Origin of the sequence: Klebsiella sp. RHBSTW-00484 (assembly GCF_013705725.1) — a bacterium.
In the GTDB taxonomy this organism is placed as follows: Bacteria; Pseudomonadota; Gammaproteobacteria; order Enterobacterales; family Enterobacteriaceae; genus Klebsiella.
Window position 1 is genome coordinate 2,909,704 of the sequence record NZ_CP055481.1, and the last position, 21,295, is coordinate 2,930,998.

The following is a 21,295-nucleotide window of genomic DNA, read 5'->3' on the forward strand; positions in this document are numbered from 1 at the left end:
TGGCACCATTTTTGCCTTATCACTTCCTGTTAGTCGTTAATTCATTTTTTGTCTTTGCGCTATTCAGGAGTGAAATACATGCAGCGTCGAACATTATTAAAAGCTTTTGCACTCTCCGCCTCTGTGATCAGCATGGGCATCTCTTTTCAGGTTTATGCCGCCGACACCATTAAAGTCGGGATTATGCATTCGCTCTCCGGGACGATGGCGATTTCTGAAACCCCACTGAAAGATGTCGCCCTGATGGCTATCGACGACATCAATGCCAAAGGCGGCGTGTTGGGGAAAAAGCTGGAGCCGGTGGTGGTGGATCCGGCGTCAAACTGGCCGCTGTTTGCCGAAAAAGCGCGTCAGCTACTGACGCAGGATAAGGTCGCGGCGGTGTTCGGTTGCTGGACCTCGGTGTCGCGTAAATCGGTTCTGCCGGTGTTCGAAGAGCTGAACGGCCTGCTGTTCTACCCGGTGCAGTATGAAGGTGAAGAGATGTCGCCAAACGTCTTCTACACCGGCGCGGCGCCAAACCAACAAGCGATCCCGGCGGTGGAATATCTGCTGAGCGAAGACGGCGGTGGGGCGAAACGCTTCTTCCTGCTGGGCACCGACTACGTCTACCCGCGCACCACCAACAAAATTCTCCGCGCCTTCCTGCACGCCAAAGGTATTCAGGATAAAGATATCGAAGAGGTCTACACCCCATTCGGCTATAGCGATTACCAGACCATCGTTGCCAATATTAAGAAATTCTCCGCTGGCGGCAAAACGGCCGTGGTCTCCACCATTAACGGCGATTCCAACGTCCCGTTCTATAAAGAGCTGGCTAACCAGGGGCTGAAGGCGACTGATGTTCCGGTGGTGGCGTTCTCCGTCGGCGAGGAAGAGCTGCGCGGCATTGATACTAAACCGCTGGTGGGCAACCTCGCGGCGTGGAACTACTTCGAATCCGTAGATAACCCAACCAACCAACAGTTCGTTGCCGATTATCGTGCTTACGCCAAAGCGCACAAGCTGCCGAATGCCGACACCGTGGTGACCAACGACCCGATGGAAGCGACCTGGGTCGGGCTGCATATGTGGGCGCAGGCGGTGACCAAAGCGGGCACCACTGATGTCGACAAGGTTCGCGAGGCGATGGCCGGTCAGACCTTCAAAGCACCGTCGGGATTTACGTTGACCATGGACGCCACCAACCACCATCTGCACAAGCCGGTGATGATTGGCGAAATCGAAAGCAACGGTCAGTTTAACGTGGTCTGGCAGACCGAAGAGCCAGTACGCGCCCAGCCGTGGAGCCCGTGGATCGCCGGTAACGATAAGAAGCCCGATCACCCGATAAAAAGCGCCAGCAACTAAGCGTTAAACCCCGGCACCGCGCCGGGGTGATGGATTCTGTCGTCCGGGCCCGGTGCCCGGATTTCCCGAGAAAGGAGAACGACCATGAACGCATTGCGCCTCATGAGTTACTTCGCGCTGCTGATGGTATTGATACCGTGGCGAGCGCAGGCAGCGGACGCCGACGATTTCGTAGCCGCCAACCGTAGCCAGCAGGCCCAACTGCTTGAACAGTGGGCCGCCGCACCGCAAGCGCCACGTTTACCGCTGCTACGGGCGCTGAAAAGTGAAACATTACAATCAGATAATAGCGGTCATGCTTTCAGCAAGCAGGGCGAAAACCTGCTTGCGTTGGGCGCGGTCTCAACGCCTGACGGTACAACAAAACCCGTACGCCTGACCAACCGCCTGCGTAATCTGGCAGCCAGTGCGCTGGCGACTCATCTACTGGTAAGTGACAACGTCACGGAAAGAGCCGCGGCGGTAAAAACGCTCCAGCGCGAAGCGACGCCAGAGATGGCGGGTCTTTTACAGCAGCGTCTGACGGTGGAAAGCGACAGCACGGTGAAATCGCAGCTGGAAATTGCGCTTGCTCGCCTGCAGCTTGCCAGTCCGCAGCCTGCACAGAGGCTGGCGGCTATTGAACTGCTCGGTCATTCTGGCGATCCGGAAACCCAGGCGCTACTGACGCCTCTGACCGACCCACAACATGAACCCAACCCGGCGATTCGCGCGGCGGCGCAGGAGAGTCTGAGCAAAATCCAGCATCGCCTGCTGTTGGGCGATCTTCTTGGTCAGGCGTTTATGGGGCTGTCGCTGGGCTCTGTTTTACTGCTTGCCGCACTTGGCCTGGCGATCACCTATGGTCTGCTGGGGGTCATCAATATGGCTCACGGGGAGATGCTGATGATTGGCGCTTACAGCTGCTGGCTGGTTCAGCAGGCGCTGGCGCAGCTGGCCCCGCAGTGGCTGGCTTTTTATCCGCTGATTGCGCTGCCGGTCGCGTTTATGGTGACTGGCGGCATTGGCATGGTGCTCGAGCGTACCGTTATCCGCCATCTTTACGGACGCCCGCTGGAGACGCTGCTCGCCACCTGGGGTATCAGCCTGATGCTGATCCAACTGGTGCGGATGCTATTTGGCGCGCAGAACGTTGAAGTGGCTAACCCGGCGTGGCTCTCCGGCGGTGTGCAGGTTTTACCAAACCTTATCCTGCCGTGGAACCGGCTTGCGGTACTGGCTTTCGTGCTGCTGGTGCTGCTGTTCACCTGGCTGACGTTGAATAAAACGCGATTGGGGATGAACGTACGCGCGGTGACGCAAAACCGCGCGATGGCGGCCTGCTGTGGGGTGCCTACCGGACGCGTGGATATGCTGGCGTTTGGTCTTGGCTCCGGCATCGCCGGACTGGGCGGCGTAGCGCTGTCGCAGCTCGGCAACGTCGGGCCGGAACTCGGTCAGGGCTATATTATCGATTCATTCCTCGTGGTGGTGCTCGGCGGCGTCGGACAGCTGGCCGGGAGCGTGGCGGCGGCGTTTGGCCTTGGGATCTTTAACAAAATCCTCGAACCACAGATGGGCGCGGTGCTGGGCAAAATCCTGATCCTGGTGATGATTATCCTGTTTATTCAGAAACGTCCGCAGGGACTGTTCGCTCTCAAAGGGAGGGTTATTGACTGATGAGCCAACCCATTACCTTAACGCTGGCGCGCAAAGCGCCGCGCCCGCTGCGATGGCTCGGTGTTCTGTTATTGCTGGGCCTGCTAAGTATGCCGTTTCTGGCGCTACTGCCCGCCACACATCCGCTGGCGGTTTCCACCTGGCTGCTGACGCTCACCGGTAAAATCCTCTGCTACGCGGTTGTCGCCGTGGCGCTGGATTTAGTCTGGGGCTACGCCGGAATGCTCTCCCTCGGCCATGGGATCTTTTTTGCCCTCGGCGGCTACGCGATGGGCATGTACCTGATGCGCCAGGCGGCGGGCGACGGGCTGCCAGCCTTTATGTCGTTTTTATCGTGGAGCGAACTGCCGTGGTTCTGGTGGGGCACTCAACATTTTGCCTGGGCAATGCTGCTGGTGGTGCTGGTGCCCGGTTTATTAGCGCTGGTTTTCGGCTGGTTTGCCTTCCGCTCGAAAATCAAAGGAGTCTATTTTTCAATAATGACCCAGGCGCTGACCTACGCCGGGATGCTGCTGTTTTTCCGTAACGAAACCGGTTTTGGCGGTAATAACGGTTTTACCGGCTTTACCACGCTGCTCGGTTTCCCCGTCACCGCTATCAGCACCCGGGCGGCGCTGTTTATGGCAACGGTGCTGCTGCTGTTGCTCACCCTTTGGATTGGCTATGTATTGGCACAAAGCAAATTTGGTCGGGTACTGACGGCGGTACGCGATGCTGAAAACCGCCTGATGTTCTGCGGCTACGACCCACGCGGATTTAAGCTTTTGGTGTGGACGCTGTCGGCGGTGCTGTGCGGCCTGGCGGGCGCGCTATACGTGCCGCAGGTCGGGATCATCAACCCCAGCGAAATGTCGCCAACCAACTCTATCGAAGCGGCGATTTGGGTGGCGCTGGGGGGCCGCGGGACCTTAATTGGTCCGGTACTCGGTGCAGGGCTGGTCAACGGCGCGAAAAGCTACTTTACCGTGGCGATGCCGGAATACTGGCAGCTCTTTCTTGGGCTGATTTTTATTATCGTGACCCTGTTTTTACCGCGCGGAGTGATTGGCCTGCTGCGTAAAGGAGACCGCTGATGCAACCGGACGAAGGACTTTTTACCCGTCAATTGCCGACGGACAGATTCCGTGAGCAAACCGACCCGGTTTTGCAACTGGAAGAGATTAACGTCAACTTTGATGGTTTTCAGGCGCTGACTAATCTGTCGCTGCAAATTGGCGTGGGTGAACTGCGCTGCGTGATTGGCCCTAACGGTGCCGGGAAAACCACGTTAATGGACGTGATCACCGGCAAAACCCGCCCGCAGAGCGGCAGGGCGCTTTACGATCAATCGATAGATTTAATGACCCTCGATCCCATCGCTATCGCTCGTCAGGGCATTGGACGTAAGTTTCAGAAACCGACGGTGTTTGAGGCGCTCACGGTGGCGGAAAATCTTGAACTGGCGATGAAGGGCGATAAGTCGGTGTGGGCCAGCCTGCGGGCGCGCCTGAACAGCGAGCAGACCGATCGAATCAGCGAAACCCTGCGCCTGCTGCGGCTGGAGGGTGAACGTTCCCGACCGGCCGGACTGCTGTCGCATGGGCAAAAGCAGTTTCTTGAGATCGGTATGCTGCTGGTGCAGGAGCCGCATCTGTTGCTGCTGGATGAACCCGCCGCCGGGATGACCGACGCCGAAACGGAGTATACCGCCGAGCTGTTCCGCACCCTGGCCGGGCAGCATTCGCTGATGGTGGTCGAGCATGATATGGGGTTTGTCGAGACCATCGCCGACCGGGTGACGGTGCTCCATCAGGGGCAGGTGCTGGCGGAAGGGTCGCTGCGCGAAGTGCAGGCCAACGAACAGGTGATAGAAGTTTATCTCGGACGCTAAGGAGCGCGGATGCTACAGGTTAATCAGTTACATCAATACTATGGCGGCAGCCATATTTTGCGCGGCGTGGATTTTGCCGCTCGTCAGGGAGAGATTACCTGCCTTCTCGGGCGCAACGGAGTGGGAAAAACCACCTTGCTGAAGTGTCTGATGGGGCTTATTCCGGCACGCAGCGGCGAAGTGCTGTGGCAGGAGAAAAATATCACCCAGCGCAAACCGCATCAGCGAGTGCAGTCCGGGATCGCTTACGTTCCGCAAGGGCGCGAGATTTTTCCGCGCCTGACGGTAGAAGAGAACCTGCTGATGGGGCTATCGCGCTTTCCCGCTCGCGACGCACGGACGGTGCCGGAAGAGATTTATCAGCTGTTTCCGGTACTGAAAACCATGAAGCAGCGGCGCGGTGGCGACCTTTCCGGCGGTCAACAGCAGCAGTTAGCGATTGGTCGCGCGCTGGCCAGTCGCCCGCAGTTGCTGATCCTTGATGAGCCAACGGAAGGTATTCAACCATCGGTGATTAAGGAGATCGGCGAGGTTATCCGCCAGCTAGCGAATCGTGGCGATATGGCGATTCTGCTGGTTGAGCAGTTCTATGATTTCGCCGCCGGGCTGGCGGACCGCTACCTGGTAATGTCGCGCGGGGCTATTATCCAGCAGGGTAACGGCAGCGATATGGAAGCCGAAGGCGTGCGCGGAATGGTCACCATCTAGTCATTCCCGGATGGCGGCGTCTCCCCGGCTCGCGCTGCGCTTAGCCGGGCTACGGGTCTACAGCCGTCTGTGGCCCCGTAGCCCGGGCAAGGCGCGTTAAGCGCCGCCCCCGGGAAAAACGCGCAGAGTCGTTCAAAAGGCTACTTGCGCAACAGCCGCTGCAAGCGCGCCTGCCGCCAGTTCCTGATCCATTCGCCAAACACAAACAAGCGCAACCCTTTGACCATCAGCAGCGCCCCCCAGATAATCGCTACCCACGCGGACCAGTAGCTATCGGAACCGGTGAGCCAGTTCAGCACCGCCAGCAGAGCGCAGACCACCATCGCCACCGTCAGCGATCGATAAAACCGACTCTCTCGCTCAACGCGCTCTTTAGCTTCTTCAATACGTAAATCCAGCGACTCTTCATGCCCTGCAGATGAATCGCCGCTAATCCCGGCGACGTTCACTTCAAATACCGCCGCGAGAGCGCTCAGCGTTTCCAGACCTGGACGCTCGCCGTTCTCAATACGCTGAATGGTCCGCACGCTGAGCCCGGTAAGTTCGGCAAGCTGCTCTTGTGACCATGCGCGCTGCAAACGCAATTGTTTAACCTGATTATTGCTGTTCATTATTTCTATCTCCGGGTGAAAACCTGAGATGGAGTGTTATCTATAAGGTTGTCGGGCACCACGATCGGAACCCGACAGAGACGCGACAGTAACCTGACAGCCGTGCGGTGCCTGGGTTTACGCGCTGGCGACCACGTTTCCGTTCCACGGGCGCACGTTCATGCCGCGGAAAATCATCAGCCATGCGGCGACAATCGCCACCATCAAAATCACAAACAGCGACCAGTGCGGCAGGTGGGTCAGAATGGTGCCGGTCAGCATCGGGTTAAAAGCCGCCCCCAGCCAGCCCAGTGATTGAGCAGAAAAGTAGCTGGCCTTCATACCCGCCGGGGCGATGTTATCGATAAGCATATACTCGCCCGGCGCATATATGACTTCACCGAGCGTAAAGACCGCCGCTGAAACGCCCCACAGCAGCAGGCTATTACCAGAAATCACAAAGCCGCCAAGCCCGAGCACAAAGCACACCGTACCAAACGTCATTAGCGGACGAATATTGCGGGCGGTCAGGCGACGCCCAACCGCGTACTGCAGCGCCACCACTACGGCGGCGTTGACCGGCAATACCACGGCAACCACTTTCTCGGCAAAATCGCTATCAGCAACGACCAGCACGTACTGGGAAATACAGGAAGCAAAAGAGCCGCCAACGAAAGAGGCTAACAGGCCGGAAAGGGTAAACCACAGCAGCGCCCAGTCGCGTAACAGCACCGAAGGCGACCACTGGGTGGCGTTATCCTGAGCAATTGCCGCCGTTGTACGCTGTACAAACAGCTGAATAAACACCAGCGGCAGCGCCGCGCATCCCGCCGCCAGCCAGAACGGCAGATTGATGCTGTGCATCACCAGCAGGGTGCCAATAGGTGGCCCGACGGTCCAGCCAATATTGAGAAAGGTATAGTTGAGCGAAAAAATCTGCGCCTTCTTTTCCGGCGACAGCACGTCGGCGAACCAGGCTTTTAACACGGTCGAGAACACGGAATAAGCGCAGTTAATCAGCGCGAAGAAAAACACGACCAGCGCAACGCTATTGACCAGCGGAATAGCAACAAAACCGCCAATAAACGCCAGTACGGCGATGGTCATATAGCGTTTTTTGTCGAACTTATCGGCCAGGATACCAAACCCCATACTGAACAACACGCCGACGATCAATGCAGTTGACAGCGCATAGCCGATTTTATCTACCTCCAGTTGGTACTGGCGGGTGAGGTAGATAGTCATAAAAGGTAACGTTGCGCCACGACCAATAGTTAACAGCAACGACGAAGCCAGCAGCGCCGCGGTTGAGCGCCTGAGTGTCGGTATCATTTTTTCCTTGCCTGATGTGATGTTATTTTTGTTGTCCCGATCACAAATAGCACGCTAACCGAGGCTTGTATAGTTCCCTTCGGTGATGAAAAGAGCACCTGGGCCCTACCGAAATTAATGATCTATGCGTCGGGCGAATTATTCGGTACTTTGATTTTGTTCACAAAAATTCCAATAACAACCGAGGCAGGTTATGACGCGTAAAGACGGGCTGCTGGCATTGCTGGTGGTCGTGGTATGGGGGCTGAATTTCGTGGTGATTAAGATGGGGCTGCATAACATGCCGCCGCTGATGCTTGCCGGACTGCGTTTTTTATTGGTGGCGTTCCCTGCCTTGCTGTTTGTCGCCCGGCCGAAAATTCCGCTGCGCCTGCTGCTGGGCTATGGCCTGACGATAAGCTTCGGTCAGTTTGCCTTCCTGTTTTGCGCCATTAACCTCGGCATGCCTGCCGGACTGGCATCGCTGGTGCTGCAAGCTCAGGCTTTCTTCACCATTATTCTCGGGGCATTTGTCTTCGGTGAACGTTTGCAGGGCAAACAGGTAGCGGGGATCGCACTGGCGATTTTTGGTGTGCTGGTGCTGGTGGAAGCCAGTCTTGGCGGCCAGCATGTGCCGTTGGTGGGTTTTATGCTCACGCTGGCGGCGGCGCTGAGCTGGGCCTGCGGCAATATTTTCAACAAGAAAATCATGTCGCACGAGAGCAGACCGCCGATTATGTCGCTGGTGGTGTGGAGCGCGCTGATCCCGGTGCTGCCGTTTATGCTGGCATCGTGGCTCCTCGACGGCCCTCAGGTGATGGCGGCAAGTCTGCTGCATATCGATCTGCTGACGATCCTCTCGCTGCTGTATCTGGCGTTTATCGCCACCATTGTTGGCTATGGGATCTGGGGTTCGCTACTCGGACGCTATGAAACCTGGCGCGTGGCGCCGCTGTCGCTGCTGGTGCCAGTGGTCGGAATGGCCAGCGCCGCGCTGCTGCTTGGCGAGACGCTAAACGGTCTGCAACTGCTGGGTGCGGTGCTAATTATGGCCGGGCTGTATATCAACGTGTTTGGCCTGCGGATCGTGCGTCCGGGCATGGCGCGGGGATAAAAAAAGCCCCGTTGCCGGGGCTAAAAGGGATTTTACAGGCCTTGCTGGTTGTAATACGGCACGCCTAATTCGTCTGATTTATCACTGCCCGAAGCCATGTGATTGAAATCAAACGGCGAATCATTATGTTCGGAAGGAATAATCATCGCATCCCGATTGTTGTGACGAACCGGAGTGGTGGTTTGCTCCGCGAAACTCTGGCTGGAGACCAGCGCCAATAGCACGATGGCGGCGGAAGCGAATAATTTCATGATTTCCTCAATACGTCTTTTTGCAGGCGATTAACAACAGTTATTTAGTGGGAGCAGGTAGCGCGACTCGCCCGGTACGTTGGTAATGCGATACTGGTGCGGCGGCACATCGAAATAGTTTTTGAAAGTCCGCGTCAGCGTTTGCTGCGATTCAAAGCCATAACGCTCGGCCAGATACAAAATCGGCTCGTTGCTTTGCTTGAGCTTCTGCGCAATTTCAGTCAGCTTACGGCTACGGATATACTGGCCCAGAGAGTGACCGGTCTCTTTCTTAAACATTCTTTGCAGGTGCCACTTGGAGTAACCTGAGCGCTCTGAAACCTTCTCCAGCGACAGGGGCGATTCCAGGTTATCCTCAATCCACGACAAAATACTATGGATAGTGATGGCGTCGTTATTACGTCTGGACATCATCTTACCTCTTCTTATTACGGCAGAACTTTTTTGAGCAAATACTCAAGAGTGACCACTTCATCTGCCGACAGATTTTTTGTTAGTTCCTGGTGCAATTTCTGACCCACAACCTGATGACAATGCTCACAAAGTGCTGCGCCGTCTGCTGTTAGCTGCACCAGTACGCCGCGCTTGTCAGTGGGGTTGGGTAACCGTTCAATCCAGCCCTTACAGACCAGACGGTCAAGCATGCGCGTCATTGCGCCTGGGTCGACCGAGAGCACGGTTTTAAGCTCAACGGGGGTAATACACACTTCGCAACGAATGGAACAGAGCACCCGAAACTGGGTGGACGTAATATCCATCGGTGAGAGGTAGTCGTTGAGCAGGCGATCTTTCTGCTGGTTAACCATCTGGATCAAGCGACCAAGGGGGATCATTTCGTTAAACAGGTCGCTCGTACTTTTCACAATGGTTGCCCAGGCAATGACTTAGTTGCCGGGGATATTATTGCCTAGGCAAATATAAGTCAAACTGATTGATTGGCCGATGCCACGATTTGCTAAAACGAATCGTTGTGACTCAGGTCACTCTATTTCACGTTGCTGTCTTATGATTTTACTGATTGATGAATACGTTCTGCGGGAAACTGGCAACAACCTGATGGCAAACGATATACTCAGAGCGCGTCATTTCTTGATAATCCAACACTTACAGGACCTTAATTTTCTATGATGGATCTCTTTAAAGCGATAGGCCTGGGGCTGGTCGTGATCCTACCGCTGGCAAACCCGCTGACTACCGTGGCGCTATTCCTTGGCCTTGCCGGGAATATGAACAATGCCGAGCGTAACCGTCAGTCGTTGATGGCCTCGGTTTATGTGTTCGCTATCCTGATGGTCGCATGGTATGCCGGGCAGGTGGTGATGAACACCTTCGGAATATCGATTCCCGGACTGCGTATTGCCGGGGGGCTGATCGTCGCCTTTATCGGTTTCCGCATGCTGTTCCCACAGCAGAAAGCGCACCATTCGATGGAAGCTAAGCTGAAATCAGAAGAGCTGGAAGACGAACCGACGGCTAACATTGCTTTTGTCCCGCTGGCGATGCCAAGTACCGCAGGTCCGGGGACCATTGCGATGATCATCAGCTCTGCGTCGACGGTAAATCATGCGGCTACCTTTCCTGATTGGGTGGTGATGGTGGCGCCGCCGGTGACGTTTGCGCTGGTCGGACTCATCCTGTGGGGCTGCCTGCGCAGCTCCGGGGCGATTATGCGCCTGGTGGGCAAGGGCGGCATCGAGGCTATCTCCCGCCTGATGGGCTTCCTGTTGGTCTGTATGGGCGTGCAGTTTATTATTAATGGCGTGCTGGAGATCGTCTCCACTTATCACGCCTGATTGGTTCTTGCTCCGGATATGGTTCGTCGTGCCATATCCGGAGGATTTATACTAAGATTCAACTTTTACCGTCTTTCCTGTTCCAAAATAGGTAGCCAGCGCGCTGGCCGATAATGGACCAGTGTATGTCCATTTAAATTCGTTGGTTACCGATGTTGGCTTAACGCTTAGTTTTACTTCAGAGCTTAATGCGACAATCGTCGCAATGCTAAACGTTGGCACGGTAGCCAGTCGAATAATACCCAGCAGCGGCGGGATTCCCGCAGCGCTATTAATCCCCGTTTGTCCTGAGGGTTGAACTTCAAACAACGTCACTTCTTCATTTGCTTCAGACATTTTATCACCCGCAAGTTAATGGCTATCAGGATCTTAACAAGTGCCGAAAATTTTAATGCAGTAAATTAATTATTTTGCCCATGGCTTTATCGCACTAATTATAACTTCAGCTAAGAAGTTATTTATTGGTGAGATAAATCAAACTCAGGCATAGCACCTGCAGGTTATGCCGTAGATAAATATTTCATGGCGTTTCCTTTTGATTTATTAGAATATTGCAATATCTGGAAGCAACAGGTGCTGCCCCAGTACGAATTAACAGACATGAAAACATTCAGAGCACTGACTTTTCTGCAGTCAGTGGGAGTTAATAATAATTAATTAAGCGTAAATAGCAAGCTGGGCTGTTGTTTTTTTATTTTCAATAAAATCAATGCTGTCATTTTAATGTTATGAAATACTTGGGTTATTTCCTGTAAATTACCTGACTTTCAATAAAATCATGATGATAAACGTTAGGTTATGATATTTATCACTTCAGGTTATCTTATTTGTTAATTTTAAAGAGTTGGGGGCGCAAAAAATATATTTGCGTAATGAGAAATATTGATAATAATTACTTCGTTCCGGAACGCAACGTCGCAGCCATCTGGCTGCAAATACCATTCTGTAGTTAATACACACTGAAAGGAATAAACCTATGTCTTCCTATTCTATTTCTGTATTAAATTCTAGCGGCGCACCCGCAAATGTTGCTATCTATCAGACATACCCTAACCTTATCGCGGGGTTGCCTCTGGTCTGGCTACTGCAAACGGTTAATGACGGAAATACTAATACCTATAACTGGTCAATTGATTGGGCGCTAAACTGGGGTACCTCCGAACAACCATTAGCACCGGGGGTTTTATGGAGCTCTGGCGGGCCGATTCAAAGTATGAATCCGACAGCCGCTGGCGGGAATAACGAGATGGGCGTGACGTTCTCCAACGGCCAGTTTCAAACGCAGCCGCAGGCGTTTTGCGACCCGCAAGTCCCTAGCGGTAGTATGCTGGTAACAACGGACTCAACATTTACCGTATCGCAATCCAAAGCAATGAGTCTGGCAGTTTATATGAATTCTTTACCGGCATTCGCTATGCAGGGTAAACCCAATGGTAATTTCCTGTTTGATACGCATCCAACATATTGGATTTGTACTACCGATTCGAAACAGGGCGTCGCTGTCTCCGGAACATTTGTGAGTAGCCCAACGAAGTTTTCCTTTGCCAATGGCGTAACCTCATTAAAATACCAACTTAATGAAACATTGCAATTTGTACCGATTTAACCTTATTCGTTTTATAATTGTTTTCAAGTAATAACACACAGCTAACGTTAATGAAAACCAACCTGTCATTCCCGGCAGGTTGGTTTATCAGGCATGCTGTTTGATGCTTAAACATTACGCCAGAATATTTTCAAATGGGGGTGATTGTGACTTATTCTGTGACGATAGCGAATAATAGCGGTGCTCCGCAAAATGTGGCGATATTTGTCGCGACGGGACTGAATCAGGCATTCTCTCTGGTCTGGCTTTCGCAGACTATCAACGACGGTGGGAATCATCAATTTAAATGGAATGAAAAAGCCTTTGGGTTAGGGTGGGGTACCACTGCTCAGCCTATTGATATTGGCGGCCAATTTAATTCCGGCCATCCTCCGGCAGTCGTTGAACCTTATTCAGCTGGCGGTAAAAATACGTTGCCGGTAAAATATGACAATCAGAGTTTTATGTTTGGCGATACTTACTATAAAAACGATCTTTACAATGCGCTGGTAATATCAACGGATACTAGTTTTACAGTCGCACAATCGCTAACTATGAGCGTCGCGTTATATGTGGATTTGTTTCCCGCGCTGGCAATTCAAGGCACGCCTAATACGCTCTACTACTTTGATTTAACGCAGGTGAGATACTTTTTAACGGTAACAAATCTTACGTCAGGTGCGGTGCTACCCAATATGATTATGCAGGCCAGCTTTTATGCAACGTCTTCTTTGGCCGCAACTATGACGACGCCAGTGATGCTGGTTTTCAGCCCAGGGGTGACGAATCTTCAGTATGAACTGGGCGGAAACCTGATATTTAGCAAAAAATAAACCGGGCTGTTTTACCAACCCGGTTTGTTCATTCTGGCCATCAAGAATGATGCGGTTGCTGATCTTCCAGTGAGACCGGCCAGCGGCGGAAAATCATCACCGCCCACACCAGCGCCACGAGGGCCGGGATTGCGCCGACATAGCCAATTGACGCCATCGACAGATGAGTACTGACCTGGCTGCCGACCAGCGCGCCCGCGCCGATACCAATATTAAAGATTCCCGAGAACAACGACATCGCCACATCGGTGGCATCCGGTGCCAGCGCCAGCACTTTCACCTGCATCCCAAGGCCGATAATCATGATTGCCACGCCCCAGAAGACGCTGAGCAGCATCAGGTGATTGGCATTATGCGATGCCGGTAACAGCAGTAACAGACACGCCAACAGCAGGCCAATTGCGGCGTTAATCAAGCCGGATGCGTGGCGGTTGCCAAGCTTACCAAACAGGATACTGCCGACAATGCCCGCACCACCGAGGGTCAGCAGCAGCACGGTGGCGAAATTACCGCTTAAACCAGCGACCGTCTGAATGAACGGTTCAATATAGCTGTAGGCGGTGTAGTGCGCGGTCACCACAATCACCGTCAGTAAATAAATGCTGAGCAGCGCCGGGCGACGGAACAGTACTGGCAGACTTTTTAACGAACCGGAATGCTCGCTCGGCAGTTTTGGCAGCAGTTTGATCAGGCAAGCCATGGTTATCAGCGCGCCCACCCCAATGACCAGGAAGGTGGTACGCCAGCCAAAATATTGCCCGACGATGCGCCCAATCGGGATACCAAAGACCATCGCCAGCGCGGTACCGGTGGCAATCAAGCTCAAAGCCTGAGCGCGTTTACCTGCAGGGGCCATACGGATAGCCAGCGCCGAGGTAATTGACCAGAACACCGCATGGGCGAAAGCGATGCCAATACGGCTGATGACCAGAACGTTAAAGTTCCATGCCAGAAACGACAGCACGTGGCTGGCAATGAACAGAATAAACAGGCCAACCAGCAGACGACGGCGCTCCATCTTGCTGGTCAACAGCATAAAGGGCAGCGACATCAGGCCGACGACCCAGGCGTAGATGGTCAGCATGATCCCGACCTGTGCCGTTTCCATGCCAAAACTGTCGGCGATATCCGACAGCAGGCCCACGGGCGCAAATTCGGTGGTATTAAAGATAAATGCCGCAATCGCAAGCGTGACTACGCGAAGCCACGCGACCTTGCGTGAAACCGTGTCTGTAATCATAAGTTCAGGGCTGGTTACTAAGAGGAAAGAAGTGGCACGATCTTAAAACGATTGCTGCTGAAAATACAATCATTTTGTGACGTGTGTCTCATTTTTGTTTTGGTAGGGTAAAAGGCGCTAACAGATTAATTTCTCTATAGAACGTGTGCATTTACTGCATTTATGTCATGTTATCGATAAGTAAAAAAAATGAAAGGACAGGATTATGCAGGAAATTAACTTTTATCTGGTCGATGCGTTCAGCGACCACAACTTTGGCGGCAATGCGGCGGCAGTTTGCCCGCTCACCGAATGGTTGCCGGACGAAACGTTGTTGAAAATGGCGCAGCAGCACAATCAGTCGGAAACTGCGTTTTTTGTCCGTACTGATGAAGGATATGAGCTGCGTTGGTTTACCACCTTGCATGAAATTAATCTCTGCGGCCACGCGACGCTGGCAGCTTCGCACGTCATCTTTGAGTACCTCGACCATCCGTCATCGACAATTGTCTTTAGTACCCGTTTTGTTGGCGAGCTCCGCGTGACGCGCAGCGGCGACTGGCTGACCCTGGATTTCCCTGCCTGGGCGACGACGGTCGTCGAACAGCCGCCAGCGGACCTGCTTGCCGGTCTGGGGCTAAGCGAAGCGCAGGAAGTACGCGTGGCTCGCGATTACCTGGTGATCTTACGCGATCGTCAGCAGGTAGAATCGGTACAACCGGATATGCACCAGCTTCAGCGCCTGGGTAAAATGATTTGTATTAGCGCCGCAGATGATGAGTATGATTTTGTCAGCCGCTTCTTCTGCCCGGGGGAGTCGCTGTGGGAAGACCCGGTGACCGGCTCGACGCATAGCATGTTGATCCCGTATTGGGGCGAGAAGCTCGGTAAAATGGAGATGCAGGCGCGGCAGGTATCCGCTCGCGGCGGCGATCTACGCTGCCAGTGGCAGGGCGACCGGGTGCTGATTGGCGGCCAGGCGACAACCTATTTAATCGGTACGATAACGCTGCGTTAAGGAGAACCGATGACAGAGGTTCCTGTATATCTGGTTGCGGCTTTTAGCAAACAGCCTTTTGCTGGTAACCCGGCAGCGGTATGTCTGCTTGACGAATGGTTGCCGGATGAGTTGCTGTTGAAAATGGCTCAGCAGCATAATCAGTCTGAAACCGCATTTGTGGTCCGCGAGAGCGATGGTTTTGCGCTGCGCTGGTTTACCACTCGTAACGAGGTCAATCTCTGCGGGCACGCCACGCTTGCCAGCGCACACGTGATTTTTCATCACCTGGATTTTCCCGACGCGGTGATTCACTTCGCCACGGCTTCCGGTCTGTTGACCGTGAGTCGTGACGGCGATTGGCTGACCCTGGATTTCCCCGCCGGCGAAACTGAAGAGTGCGAGCCGCCAGCCGATATGCTCTCCGCGTTAGGGATCGATAGCTATCTGCATGCCCGCAAGGGGCGCGCCTGGCTTATCGAACTGGCCTCTCGAGAACAGGTTGCCGCCGTGCGGCCGAACATTTCCTCGATGATCCCCGGCGAGCATAAGGTGACCATTACCGCCGTAGGTGATGGCAATTATGATTTTGTCAGCCGTTTTTTCTCCCCTGGCGAAGCAGTATGGGAAGATCCGGTGACCGGCTCGGCGCATACCATGCTCATTCCTTACTGGAGCGTGAAGCTTGGCAAAACCCAAATGCTGGCGCGGCAGATTTCCGCGCGCGGCGGTGATATTCGCTGCGAGCTGCAAGGGGAAAGAGTATTAATGAGCGGTCAGGCGGTGTCGTATTTAAGCGGCGCCATTATGCTGCGCTAAATAAGCGATAGCGGGTGATGAAAATAAGACGGGATCGGCACATAAATTATACCGATCCCGCGCCCGTAGGGGTTACGGGCAAAAGAGTGCTGCGTACTCAACGAAAAACCAGAGCCACTAGCGGGTGTTATACCCTAAATAATTCGAGTTGCAGGAAGGCGGCAAGTGAGCGAATCCCCGGGAGCTTACTCAGGTAAGTGACTGGGGTGAACGAATGCGGCCAACGCACATGCAACTTGAAGTATGACGGGTATATACGACAACTGCTCTTATTTGATAATTACATCGGAAATATCACGATAGCGCCGACGCATAATGCCAGAATACGAATTAAGTACATCGGCACGGAGAATATCCAGAACTCTGGCAGCTTATATTTTCCCATTCCCAGTATCATCGCCGGCATACCGTCAATTGGCATATAGCCGCCGTTCCAACCTGAGATCACCACAGCAATGGCGGCAGCGGTCGGGTTGAGGCCGAGGCTGGTACAGGCGGCGATAGCAATAGGCGCGAAGATATACACCGAACCCATGTTGGAGCCGGTAAAGGTGGAGCAGGTACTGGTCAGCAGAGCAAAGATAAAAATAAACAGGAACGGCGAAACGTTAGCGCCGAGAACGCCTGCTACCGCATCACCCACCATCGCCGTAAAGCCGGTGCCGGCCAGCGCATCGGCGACGCCGATAACCCCCGCCATCATCAGAATAACCGGCGCGCCCATATGATCGCGCACCTCTTTGAAGTCGACGACGTTAATCATCATCACAAAAGCGGCGGCAAGACCCGGAACCACATAGGCAATATTACCCAACTGATTCATCAGCATCATACCGACAACGCTGATGGCAAATGCCCCCACGGTGCAGTACTCTTTCCACGCGGGCAGGGTGACGACTTCCTCTTCCCGTACCGACATCGCTTCCTCAGACGCATCGGCAATCGGGTGATCGGGTAAAAAACGATACGAGATCAGGCACCAGGCCAGAAACGCCAGCGACATCACCAGATTCACCAGCGCGAATTTCACCATCGAAACCTCTTCGGTGATTCCTGCTGTTTGCAGCACGGTGGCGGTGACGCCAAAAAGCAGCGCGACGTTAATCGGAATTAATGGATGGTTGGTCGCAAATCCCAACGGCATCATCAGCTTCGAGGTCGGTAGCTTTTTGCTGTAAGGGATTGTCGAAACCAGCGACAGAATCAGCACGTAGTAGCCGGTTGAACCGGTACCCGCCAGACTCGCGCCAATCATCACAATCACCAGCAACAGCGCATAGCTCTTGTAGCTGCCTTTATTGACCAGGCTCACCATAGAGGATTTCACGTTGCCGATGAGGCGCGTTTTCTGGAGCGCCGCCATCACCACCATAAACCCGGCGATCATAATCACGCTGGAGTTCACAAAACCGGCAAAGGCCTGCTGAACGTTTGATAGCCCGGTCACCACCAGTAAAAGACAGGCGAGCAGCGGTGGTGCGCCAAAGGCCATCTTGTCCGACATGATCAACACGATCATCAGCACCAGGATGCCCAGCGCCAGAATCATTTCCATTGTCATTTTTCTATCTCCTTATTTACCCTTCCAGCATTTCACGCGGCACTTTAAAGACCGCTTTGCGCACCGTGGCTGGCGCGTCAACCGCGCACAGCGCCTGATGGGGCTCGCCAGGCAGGAAGACTGCAAAATCACCGGCACGCAGGGTGATGGCTACCGGATGCTGGCAATCACGGGCGATAAACAGATCCGGTTTGCGCTCTTCATCGTCATCCTGCGCGACGCAGAGCATTCCCGCGTTAATCACCTCGCAGCCCGACAGCATCACCTGAATATCGGCCCATTGATGGTGATATTCGGTGTGGCGCTGTGCGGCAGGTTGGGTATGCGCCTCGCCGATATTGCAAAACCAGCCACAACCCTCCGGTTGCCAGCGTCCGTCTTCCCTGGCGCTTAGCGCCTGTAACGAAGCGTCCGGGTGCGACAATATTTGCCACAGCGCGGGGGGAAGCCCTGCCAGCGGCAGGGCGCCAAGATTTCCGACGATCATCGGGCGGACTCCTTCACCCATTGCGGGGAAACGTGCACGTATTTAATCGCCTGACGGAACCAGGTGTAGGCAATGTGCAGCGAACCGTCCGCGCCTTGCTTGATGCTCGGGTAGGAGAACTCGCGGTTACGTTTATCCAGCGAGTTATTGGTCATGCAGTAGCCGTCACCTTCATCGAGGTTACGCTGCCACGGCCAGGTTTTACCGCCATCGGCAGAGATAGCCACGGTCATCGGCGCACGCGGTGCGCCCCAGAAAGCGGTGCGGCCATTGGTGGCTTCCGGCTCTTTGCGGCTGTTATCGCCATCGTCGATTTCATCGTAAAGCGACGCACGACGTTCCAGCGCCCCGGCTGCGCTCATGTGGTTAAACACCAGTGCCAGTTCGCCGCTGGCAAGAGTGGTCACCTGGATCGAGGAGTTGTTGTTAGGCAGCTCGGTCGGTTCCGGTACTGACCAGCTTTCGCCATGGTCTACCGACTGGCTGTAGTAGATATTGTCGGCCCAGCGGCTGCGGAATAGTGCGACAAGCGTGCCGCCTGGCAGGGCGGTGATATTCATATGCACGCAGCCGAGGCTTTGCGGTACTTCGACGTCGCGCCAGGTTTTGCCCTGGTCGGAGGAAATTTTGACGGCGCTGATATCATCGTTGCCAACCCATTTTTCGCCCGGCTGAGTGCGGCAATAAAACACCGGTAGCAGCCAGTTGCCGTTCTCCAGCACCGTAATCGGCTGGCGAATAAAAGTACCGGGTTTGTCGAGTAGGGTGGCAATCTCGCCCCAGGTCTGGCCCAGGTCGGTCGACTGGCGATAACGCACGATGGCGGTGTCCTGGTTGCCGGAGATCTGCGCGGTCCACAGCAGCCACAGCACGTTATCCGGAGCCAGGAACAGTACCGGGTTCTGCTCGGAGCGGCTGGCATCAGTGGACAGTTTCACCGCATCGCTCCACTGACGGCTTTCCGGGAGCAGGCGCGAGCCCCAAACGGAGATGTCGGCAACGCCTTCCTGGGTACCGCCAAACCACACGCACATCAGCGAGCCATCCGGCAGCGGCAGCAGGTTAGCTGCATGGTTTTGCGGGCAAGATGACGGCAGCATCGCGGTTTCCACACGCGCATCTTGTTCATGCTGACAAATCATCCCGTCACGAATTGCGGTTACTACAGACATATTCATACTCCATTATTATTCAGTAGGGTTTTATTTATTGAGCTGTAATGAGTCGTAAGCTTCATCCTGCTGCGAAGCCTTAATGATTTTTTTAGTGCGAACGATATTTAATGTTTCTACGGTCAGGGAGAAGAAAATAGCAAAATAGAGATATCCCTTCGCAATATGGACTTCCAGGCTATCGGCAACCAATAATGCGCCGACCAGCAACAAAAAGGTTAATGCCAGCATTTTCATGGTTGGCGTGTTATTGACAAAATCACCAATGGTTTTAGCGGCGAACATCATTATGCCCACGGCAATAATCACGGCGGTAATCATGATGAAAATATGTTGTGACAAACCGACAGCGGTGATCACAGAGTCCAGGCTGAAGACAATATCCAGCAGCATGATCTGAACGATAGCGCCTGCCAGCGAGATCTGGCCCTGGCTGCCGCCATGCGACTCCTCTTCCTGCATCAGTTCGCCGCGGATCTCCTGCAGCGATTTGTAAATAAGGAAACAACCGCCAACAAATAAAATGATTGTGCGAACTGAAACGACAAAATTCGCAATGGTAAATAGCGGAACCGTAATGTGCGCAAGCCAGGCAATCGACACCAGCAATAACACGCGCATTACCATCGCGCCGCCTAATCCCAACTTTCGGGCCATATTTTGCTGATGTGGCGGAAGTTTTGCCACCACCAGCGAGAGGAAAATAATATTATCGACCCCGAGAATAATTTCCAGAAAGGTGAGCGTAACCAGCGTCAACCATATTTCAGGGTCAAGCATCCATATAAACATTTAAAATATCCCTTACGCTACGATACCCGTCATACTTCAAGCTGCATGTGCGTTGGCTGCACTCGCTCATCCCAGTCACTTACTCCAGTAAGCTCCTGGAGATTTGCTCTCTTGCCGCGTGATTCGCCCCTACGGGACTCACCCTTTTAGGGCCAGCGCAAGCGCTGTTCAAAACGGTTAACCGTTTTGTCCTGCAACTCGAATTATTTAGGGTATATAATCTTGAATCTTGTCGGTGCTGCTTTTCGTTTAAAACAGCACCGGAGTTATTTCTGTTATCGTCAGGAAATATATTTAGCAATAACCTGTTTAATTTGCTCACACTGCGCTGGCGTAAAGCTGACCGCATAGCGGCTATCGCCAACCTCATGGCCCATCAGCTGCAATGCTTTTTTCACTGCTGCCGGGGAGAACGCCACTTTATAAAGATCGGTACGTAGTCCGGTCACGCTCTCCTGAGCCAGGCGGGAGCCGTCAACATCGCCCGCGTTAAAGTTTGCCCAGATGGCGTTGATCTCTTTCGGCGCGACGTTGGCCAGCCCGGAAATACAGGCGGAACAGCCGTCAACGAAGCCCTGGTGGATCAGCGAGTCAGGACCGTTCAGCACGTTGAAATCGGCAATATCCTGCACCGCATCAAGGAAGCCCTTCAGGCTTTCGTAGCTGCCAGCGCTATCTTTGACGCCGATAATGTTCGGGTGTTTTGCCAGCGTGCGCGCGGTCTGCGGTTCGATGGTGTTGCCAGTACGTGCCGGAATGTTGTAGAGAAATACCGGAACGCTCAGGTCGTCAGCGATGGCGGTGTAGTGGCTGATAAGCTCATCTTGCTTCAGCGGCACAAACCACGGCGTGATCACCGAAACCGCATCGACGCCCAGCTTTTCAATCTGCTTACCCAAACGAATGGTTTCGCGAGTCGACACTTCGCCAATATGCGCCACCACGTGGGCGCGCCCGGCCACTTCTTCAACGCAGGCTTTGGCAACCGCGACTTTTTCCGCTTCATTCAACACAAAAAACTCGCCGTTGGTACCGCCGCAAAAAATACCGTTTCCTGCGGCGAGCTGACGTTGGACCTGCTGCTTCAGCGCCGGAATATTCACTGCGCCATCGGCGGTAAAAGGGGTCACAATGGCGGTCAGTACGCCAGTAATTGCATTGCTCATTCTCATTTCTTCCCTGGT

At 53.9% G+C, this 21,295-nt stretch carries 23 protein-coding genes; 11 read left to right on the forward strand and 12 right to left on the reverse strand.

What is annotated here, in order from left to right; all coding sequences use genetic code 11:
- Nucleotides 1-78: 78 nt before the first annotated feature.
- The 5 genes from urtA to urtE all read left to right on the forward strand — a co-directional run bounded on the left by urtA (nt 79) and on the right by urtE (nt 5,587).
- Nucleotides 79-1,350, forward strand: a complete 1,272-nt coding sequence (gene urtA, locus HV213_RS13855; protein WP_110274118.1) for an urea ABC transporter substrate-binding protein — start codon at nt 79-81, stop codon at nt 1,348-1,350.
- A gap of 84 nt (nt 1,351-1,434) precedes the next feature.
- Nucleotides 1,435-3,009 carry an urea ABC transporter permease subunit UrtB gene (urtB, locus tag HV213_RS13860; RefSeq protein WP_181486104.1) on the forward strand — a complete coding sequence of 525 codons (1,575 nt, stop codon included), beginning with the start codon at nt 1,435-1,437 and terminating at the stop codon, nt 3,007-3,009.
- Nucleotides 3,009-4,082, forward strand: coding sequence for an urea ABC transporter permease subunit UrtC (urtC, locus tag HV213_RS13865; RefSeq protein WP_181486105.1), 1,074 nt, complete (start codon nt 3,009-3,011; stop codon nt 4,080-4,082). Before urtB ends, urtC begins: the two co-directional genes overlap by 1 nt.
- Nucleotides 4,082-4,879 (forward strand): urea ABC transporter ATP-binding protein UrtD, encoded by a 798-nt coding sequence (urtD, locus tag HV213_RS13870; protein ID WP_181486106.1) that lies wholly within the window; start codon nt 4,082-4,084, stop codon nt 4,877-4,879. Before urtC ends, urtD begins: the two co-directional genes overlap by 1 nt.
- A 9-nt stretch (nt 4,880-4,888) precedes the next feature.
- Entirely contained in the window at nt 4,889-5,587 is a 699-nt protein-coding gene (gene urtE, locus HV213_RS13875; RefSeq protein WP_112214280.1) for an urea ABC transporter ATP-binding subunit UrtE, read from the forward strand.
- A gap of 140 nt (nt 5,588-5,727) precedes the next feature.
- On the opposite strand, the gene HV213_RS13880 is transcribed toward urtE, so the two are convergent.
- Together HV213_RS13880 and ydeE are read right to left on the reverse strand one after the other, a co-directional pair.
- On the reverse strand, nt 5,728-6,198 hold the full coding sequence (locus HV213_RS13880; RefSeq protein ID WP_181486107.1) for a helix-turn-helix domain-containing protein: 471 nt from the start codon (nt 6,196-6,198) through the stop codon (nt 5,728-5,730).
- A 117-nt stretch (nt 6,199-6,315) separates the two neighbouring features.
- Nucleotides 6,316-7,509 (reverse strand): efflux MFS transporter YdeE, encoded by a 1,194-nt coding sequence (ydeE, locus tag HV213_RS13885; RefSeq protein WP_181486108.1) that lies wholly within the window; start codon nt 7,507-7,509, stop codon nt 6,316-6,318.
- Nucleotides 7,510-7,702: 193 nt separating this feature from the next.
- On the opposite strand from ydeE, the gene eamA reads away from it, so the two are divergent.
- On the forward strand, nt 7,703-8,602 hold the full coding sequence (gene eamA / locus HV213_RS13890) for an O-acetylserine/cysteine exporter (protein ID WP_181486109.1): 900 nt from the start codon (nt 7,703-7,705) through the stop codon (nt 8,600-8,602).
- A 32-nt stretch (nt 8,603-8,634) separates the two neighbouring features.
- Here eamA and marB read toward each other — a convergent pair whose 3' ends face one another.
- The 3 genes from marB to marR are packed head-to-tail and all read right to left on the reverse strand — an operon-like array spanning nt 8,635 to nt 9,716.
- Nucleotides 8,635-8,853: a multiple antibiotic resistance protein MarB gene (gene marB / locus HV213_RS13895; protein ID WP_112214277.1), complete on the reverse strand. Its 219-nt coding sequence runs from the start codon at nt 8,851-8,853 to the stop codon at nt 8,635-8,637.
- Between the two features lie 30 nt (nt 8,854-8,883).
- Complete coding sequence (gene marA / locus HV213_RS13900) at nt 8,884-9,264, reverse strand: MDR efflux pump AcrAB transcriptional activator MarA (protein ID WP_004102351.1); 381 nt, start codon at nt 9,262-9,264, stop codon at nt 8,884-8,886.
- Nucleotides 9,265-9,281: 17 nt separating this feature from the next.
- A complete protein-coding gene (gene marR / locus HV213_RS13905) occupies nt 9,282-9,716 on the reverse strand; it encodes a multiple antibiotic resistance transcriptional regulator MarR (RefSeq protein ID WP_110274127.1) in 435 nt (144 codons plus the stop codon).
- Between the two features lie 261 nt (nt 9,717-9,977).
- On the opposite strand from marR, the gene HV213_RS13910 reads away from it, so the two are divergent.
- Nucleotides 9,978-10,646 carry a MarC family NAAT transporter gene (locus HV213_RS13910; RefSeq protein ID WP_181486110.1) on the forward strand — a complete coding sequence of 223 codons (669 nt, stop codon included), beginning with the start codon at nt 9,978-9,980 and terminating at the stop codon, nt 10,644-10,646.
- 51 nt (nt 10,647-10,697) lie between these two features.
- Here the strand turns inward: HV213_RS13910 and HV213_RS13915 are convergent, their stop codons facing one another.
- A complete protein-coding gene (locus HV213_RS13915) occupies nt 10,698-10,982 on the reverse strand; it encodes a hypothetical protein (protein WP_181486111.1) in 285 nt (94 codons plus the stop codon).
- Nucleotides 10,983-11,622: 640 nt separating this feature from the next.
- Between HV213_RS13915 and HV213_RS13920 the strand changes: the two genes are divergently transcribed.
- Both HV213_RS13920 and HV213_RS13925 read left to right on the forward strand, forming a co-directional pair.
- Nucleotides 11,623-12,252: a hypothetical protein gene (locus HV213_RS13920; protein WP_181486112.1), complete on the forward strand. Its 630-nt coding sequence runs from the start codon at nt 11,623-11,625 to the stop codon at nt 12,250-12,252.
- Nucleotides 12,253-12,386: 134 nt separating this feature from the next.
- Nucleotides 12,387-13,064 (forward strand): hypothetical protein, encoded by a 678-nt coding sequence (locus HV213_RS13925; protein ID WP_181486113.1) that lies wholly within the window; start codon nt 12,387-12,389, stop codon nt 13,062-13,064.
- 40 nt (nt 13,065-13,104) lie between these two features.
- Here HV213_RS13925 and HV213_RS13930 read toward each other — a convergent pair whose 3' ends face one another.
- Complete coding sequence (locus tag HV213_RS13930; RefSeq protein WP_112214275.1) at nt 13,105-14,304, reverse strand: sugar transporter; 1,200 nt, start codon at nt 14,302-14,304, stop codon at nt 13,105-13,107.
- A gap of 205 nt (nt 14,305-14,509) precedes the next feature.
- Between HV213_RS13930 and HV213_RS13935 the strand changes: the two genes are divergently transcribed.
- Both HV213_RS13935 and HV213_RS13940 read left to right on the forward strand, forming a co-directional pair.
- Nucleotides 14,510-15,301, forward strand: coding sequence for a PhzF family phenazine biosynthesis protein (locus HV213_RS13935; protein ID WP_181486114.1), 792 nt, complete (start codon nt 14,510-14,512; stop codon nt 15,299-15,301).
- Nucleotides 15,302-15,310: 9 nt separating this feature from the next.
- Nucleotides 15,311-16,099, forward strand: a complete 789-nt coding sequence (locus HV213_RS13940) for a PhzF family phenazine biosynthesis protein (protein WP_181486115.1) — start codon at nt 15,311-15,313, stop codon at nt 16,097-16,099.
- 280 nt (nt 16,100-16,379) lie between these two features.
- Here HV213_RS13940 and HV213_RS13945 read toward each other — a convergent pair whose 3' ends face one another.
- The 5 genes from HV213_RS13945 to HV213_RS13965 form a co-directional block, all read right to left on the reverse strand.
- Complete coding sequence (locus tag HV213_RS13945; protein ID WP_181486116.1) at nt 16,380-17,660, reverse strand: SLC13 family permease; 1,281 nt, start codon at nt 17,658-17,660, stop codon at nt 16,380-16,382.
- 16 nt (nt 17,661-17,676) lie between these two features.
- The gene (locus HV213_RS13950) at nt 17,677-18,147 is read right to left on the reverse strand and encodes a NanQ anomerase/TabA/YiaL family protein (RefSeq protein WP_181486117.1); all 471 of its coding nucleotides are present in this window, start codon (nt 18,145-18,147) and stop codon (nt 17,677-17,679) included.
- Nucleotides 18,144-19,319: a sialidase family protein gene (locus HV213_RS13955; RefSeq protein WP_181486118.1), complete on the reverse strand. Its 1,176-nt coding sequence runs from the start codon at nt 19,317-19,319 to the stop codon at nt 18,144-18,146. The genes HV213_RS13950 and HV213_RS13955 overlap by 4 nt, the downstream gene beginning before the upstream one ends.
- Before the next feature lie 30 nt (nt 19,320-19,349).
- Nucleotides 19,350-20,111 carry a TerC family protein gene (locus tag HV213_RS13960; RefSeq protein WP_181486119.1) on the reverse strand — a complete coding sequence of 254 codons (762 nt, stop codon included), beginning with the start codon at nt 20,109-20,111 and terminating at the stop codon, nt 19,350-19,352.
- Nucleotides 20,112-20,392: 281 nt separating this feature from the next.
- Nucleotides 20,393-21,277, reverse strand: coding sequence for a dihydrodipicolinate synthase family protein (locus tag HV213_RS13965; protein ID WP_181486120.1), 885 nt, complete (start codon nt 21,275-21,277; stop codon nt 20,393-20,395).
- Nucleotides 21,278-21,295: the final 18 nt, after the last annotated feature.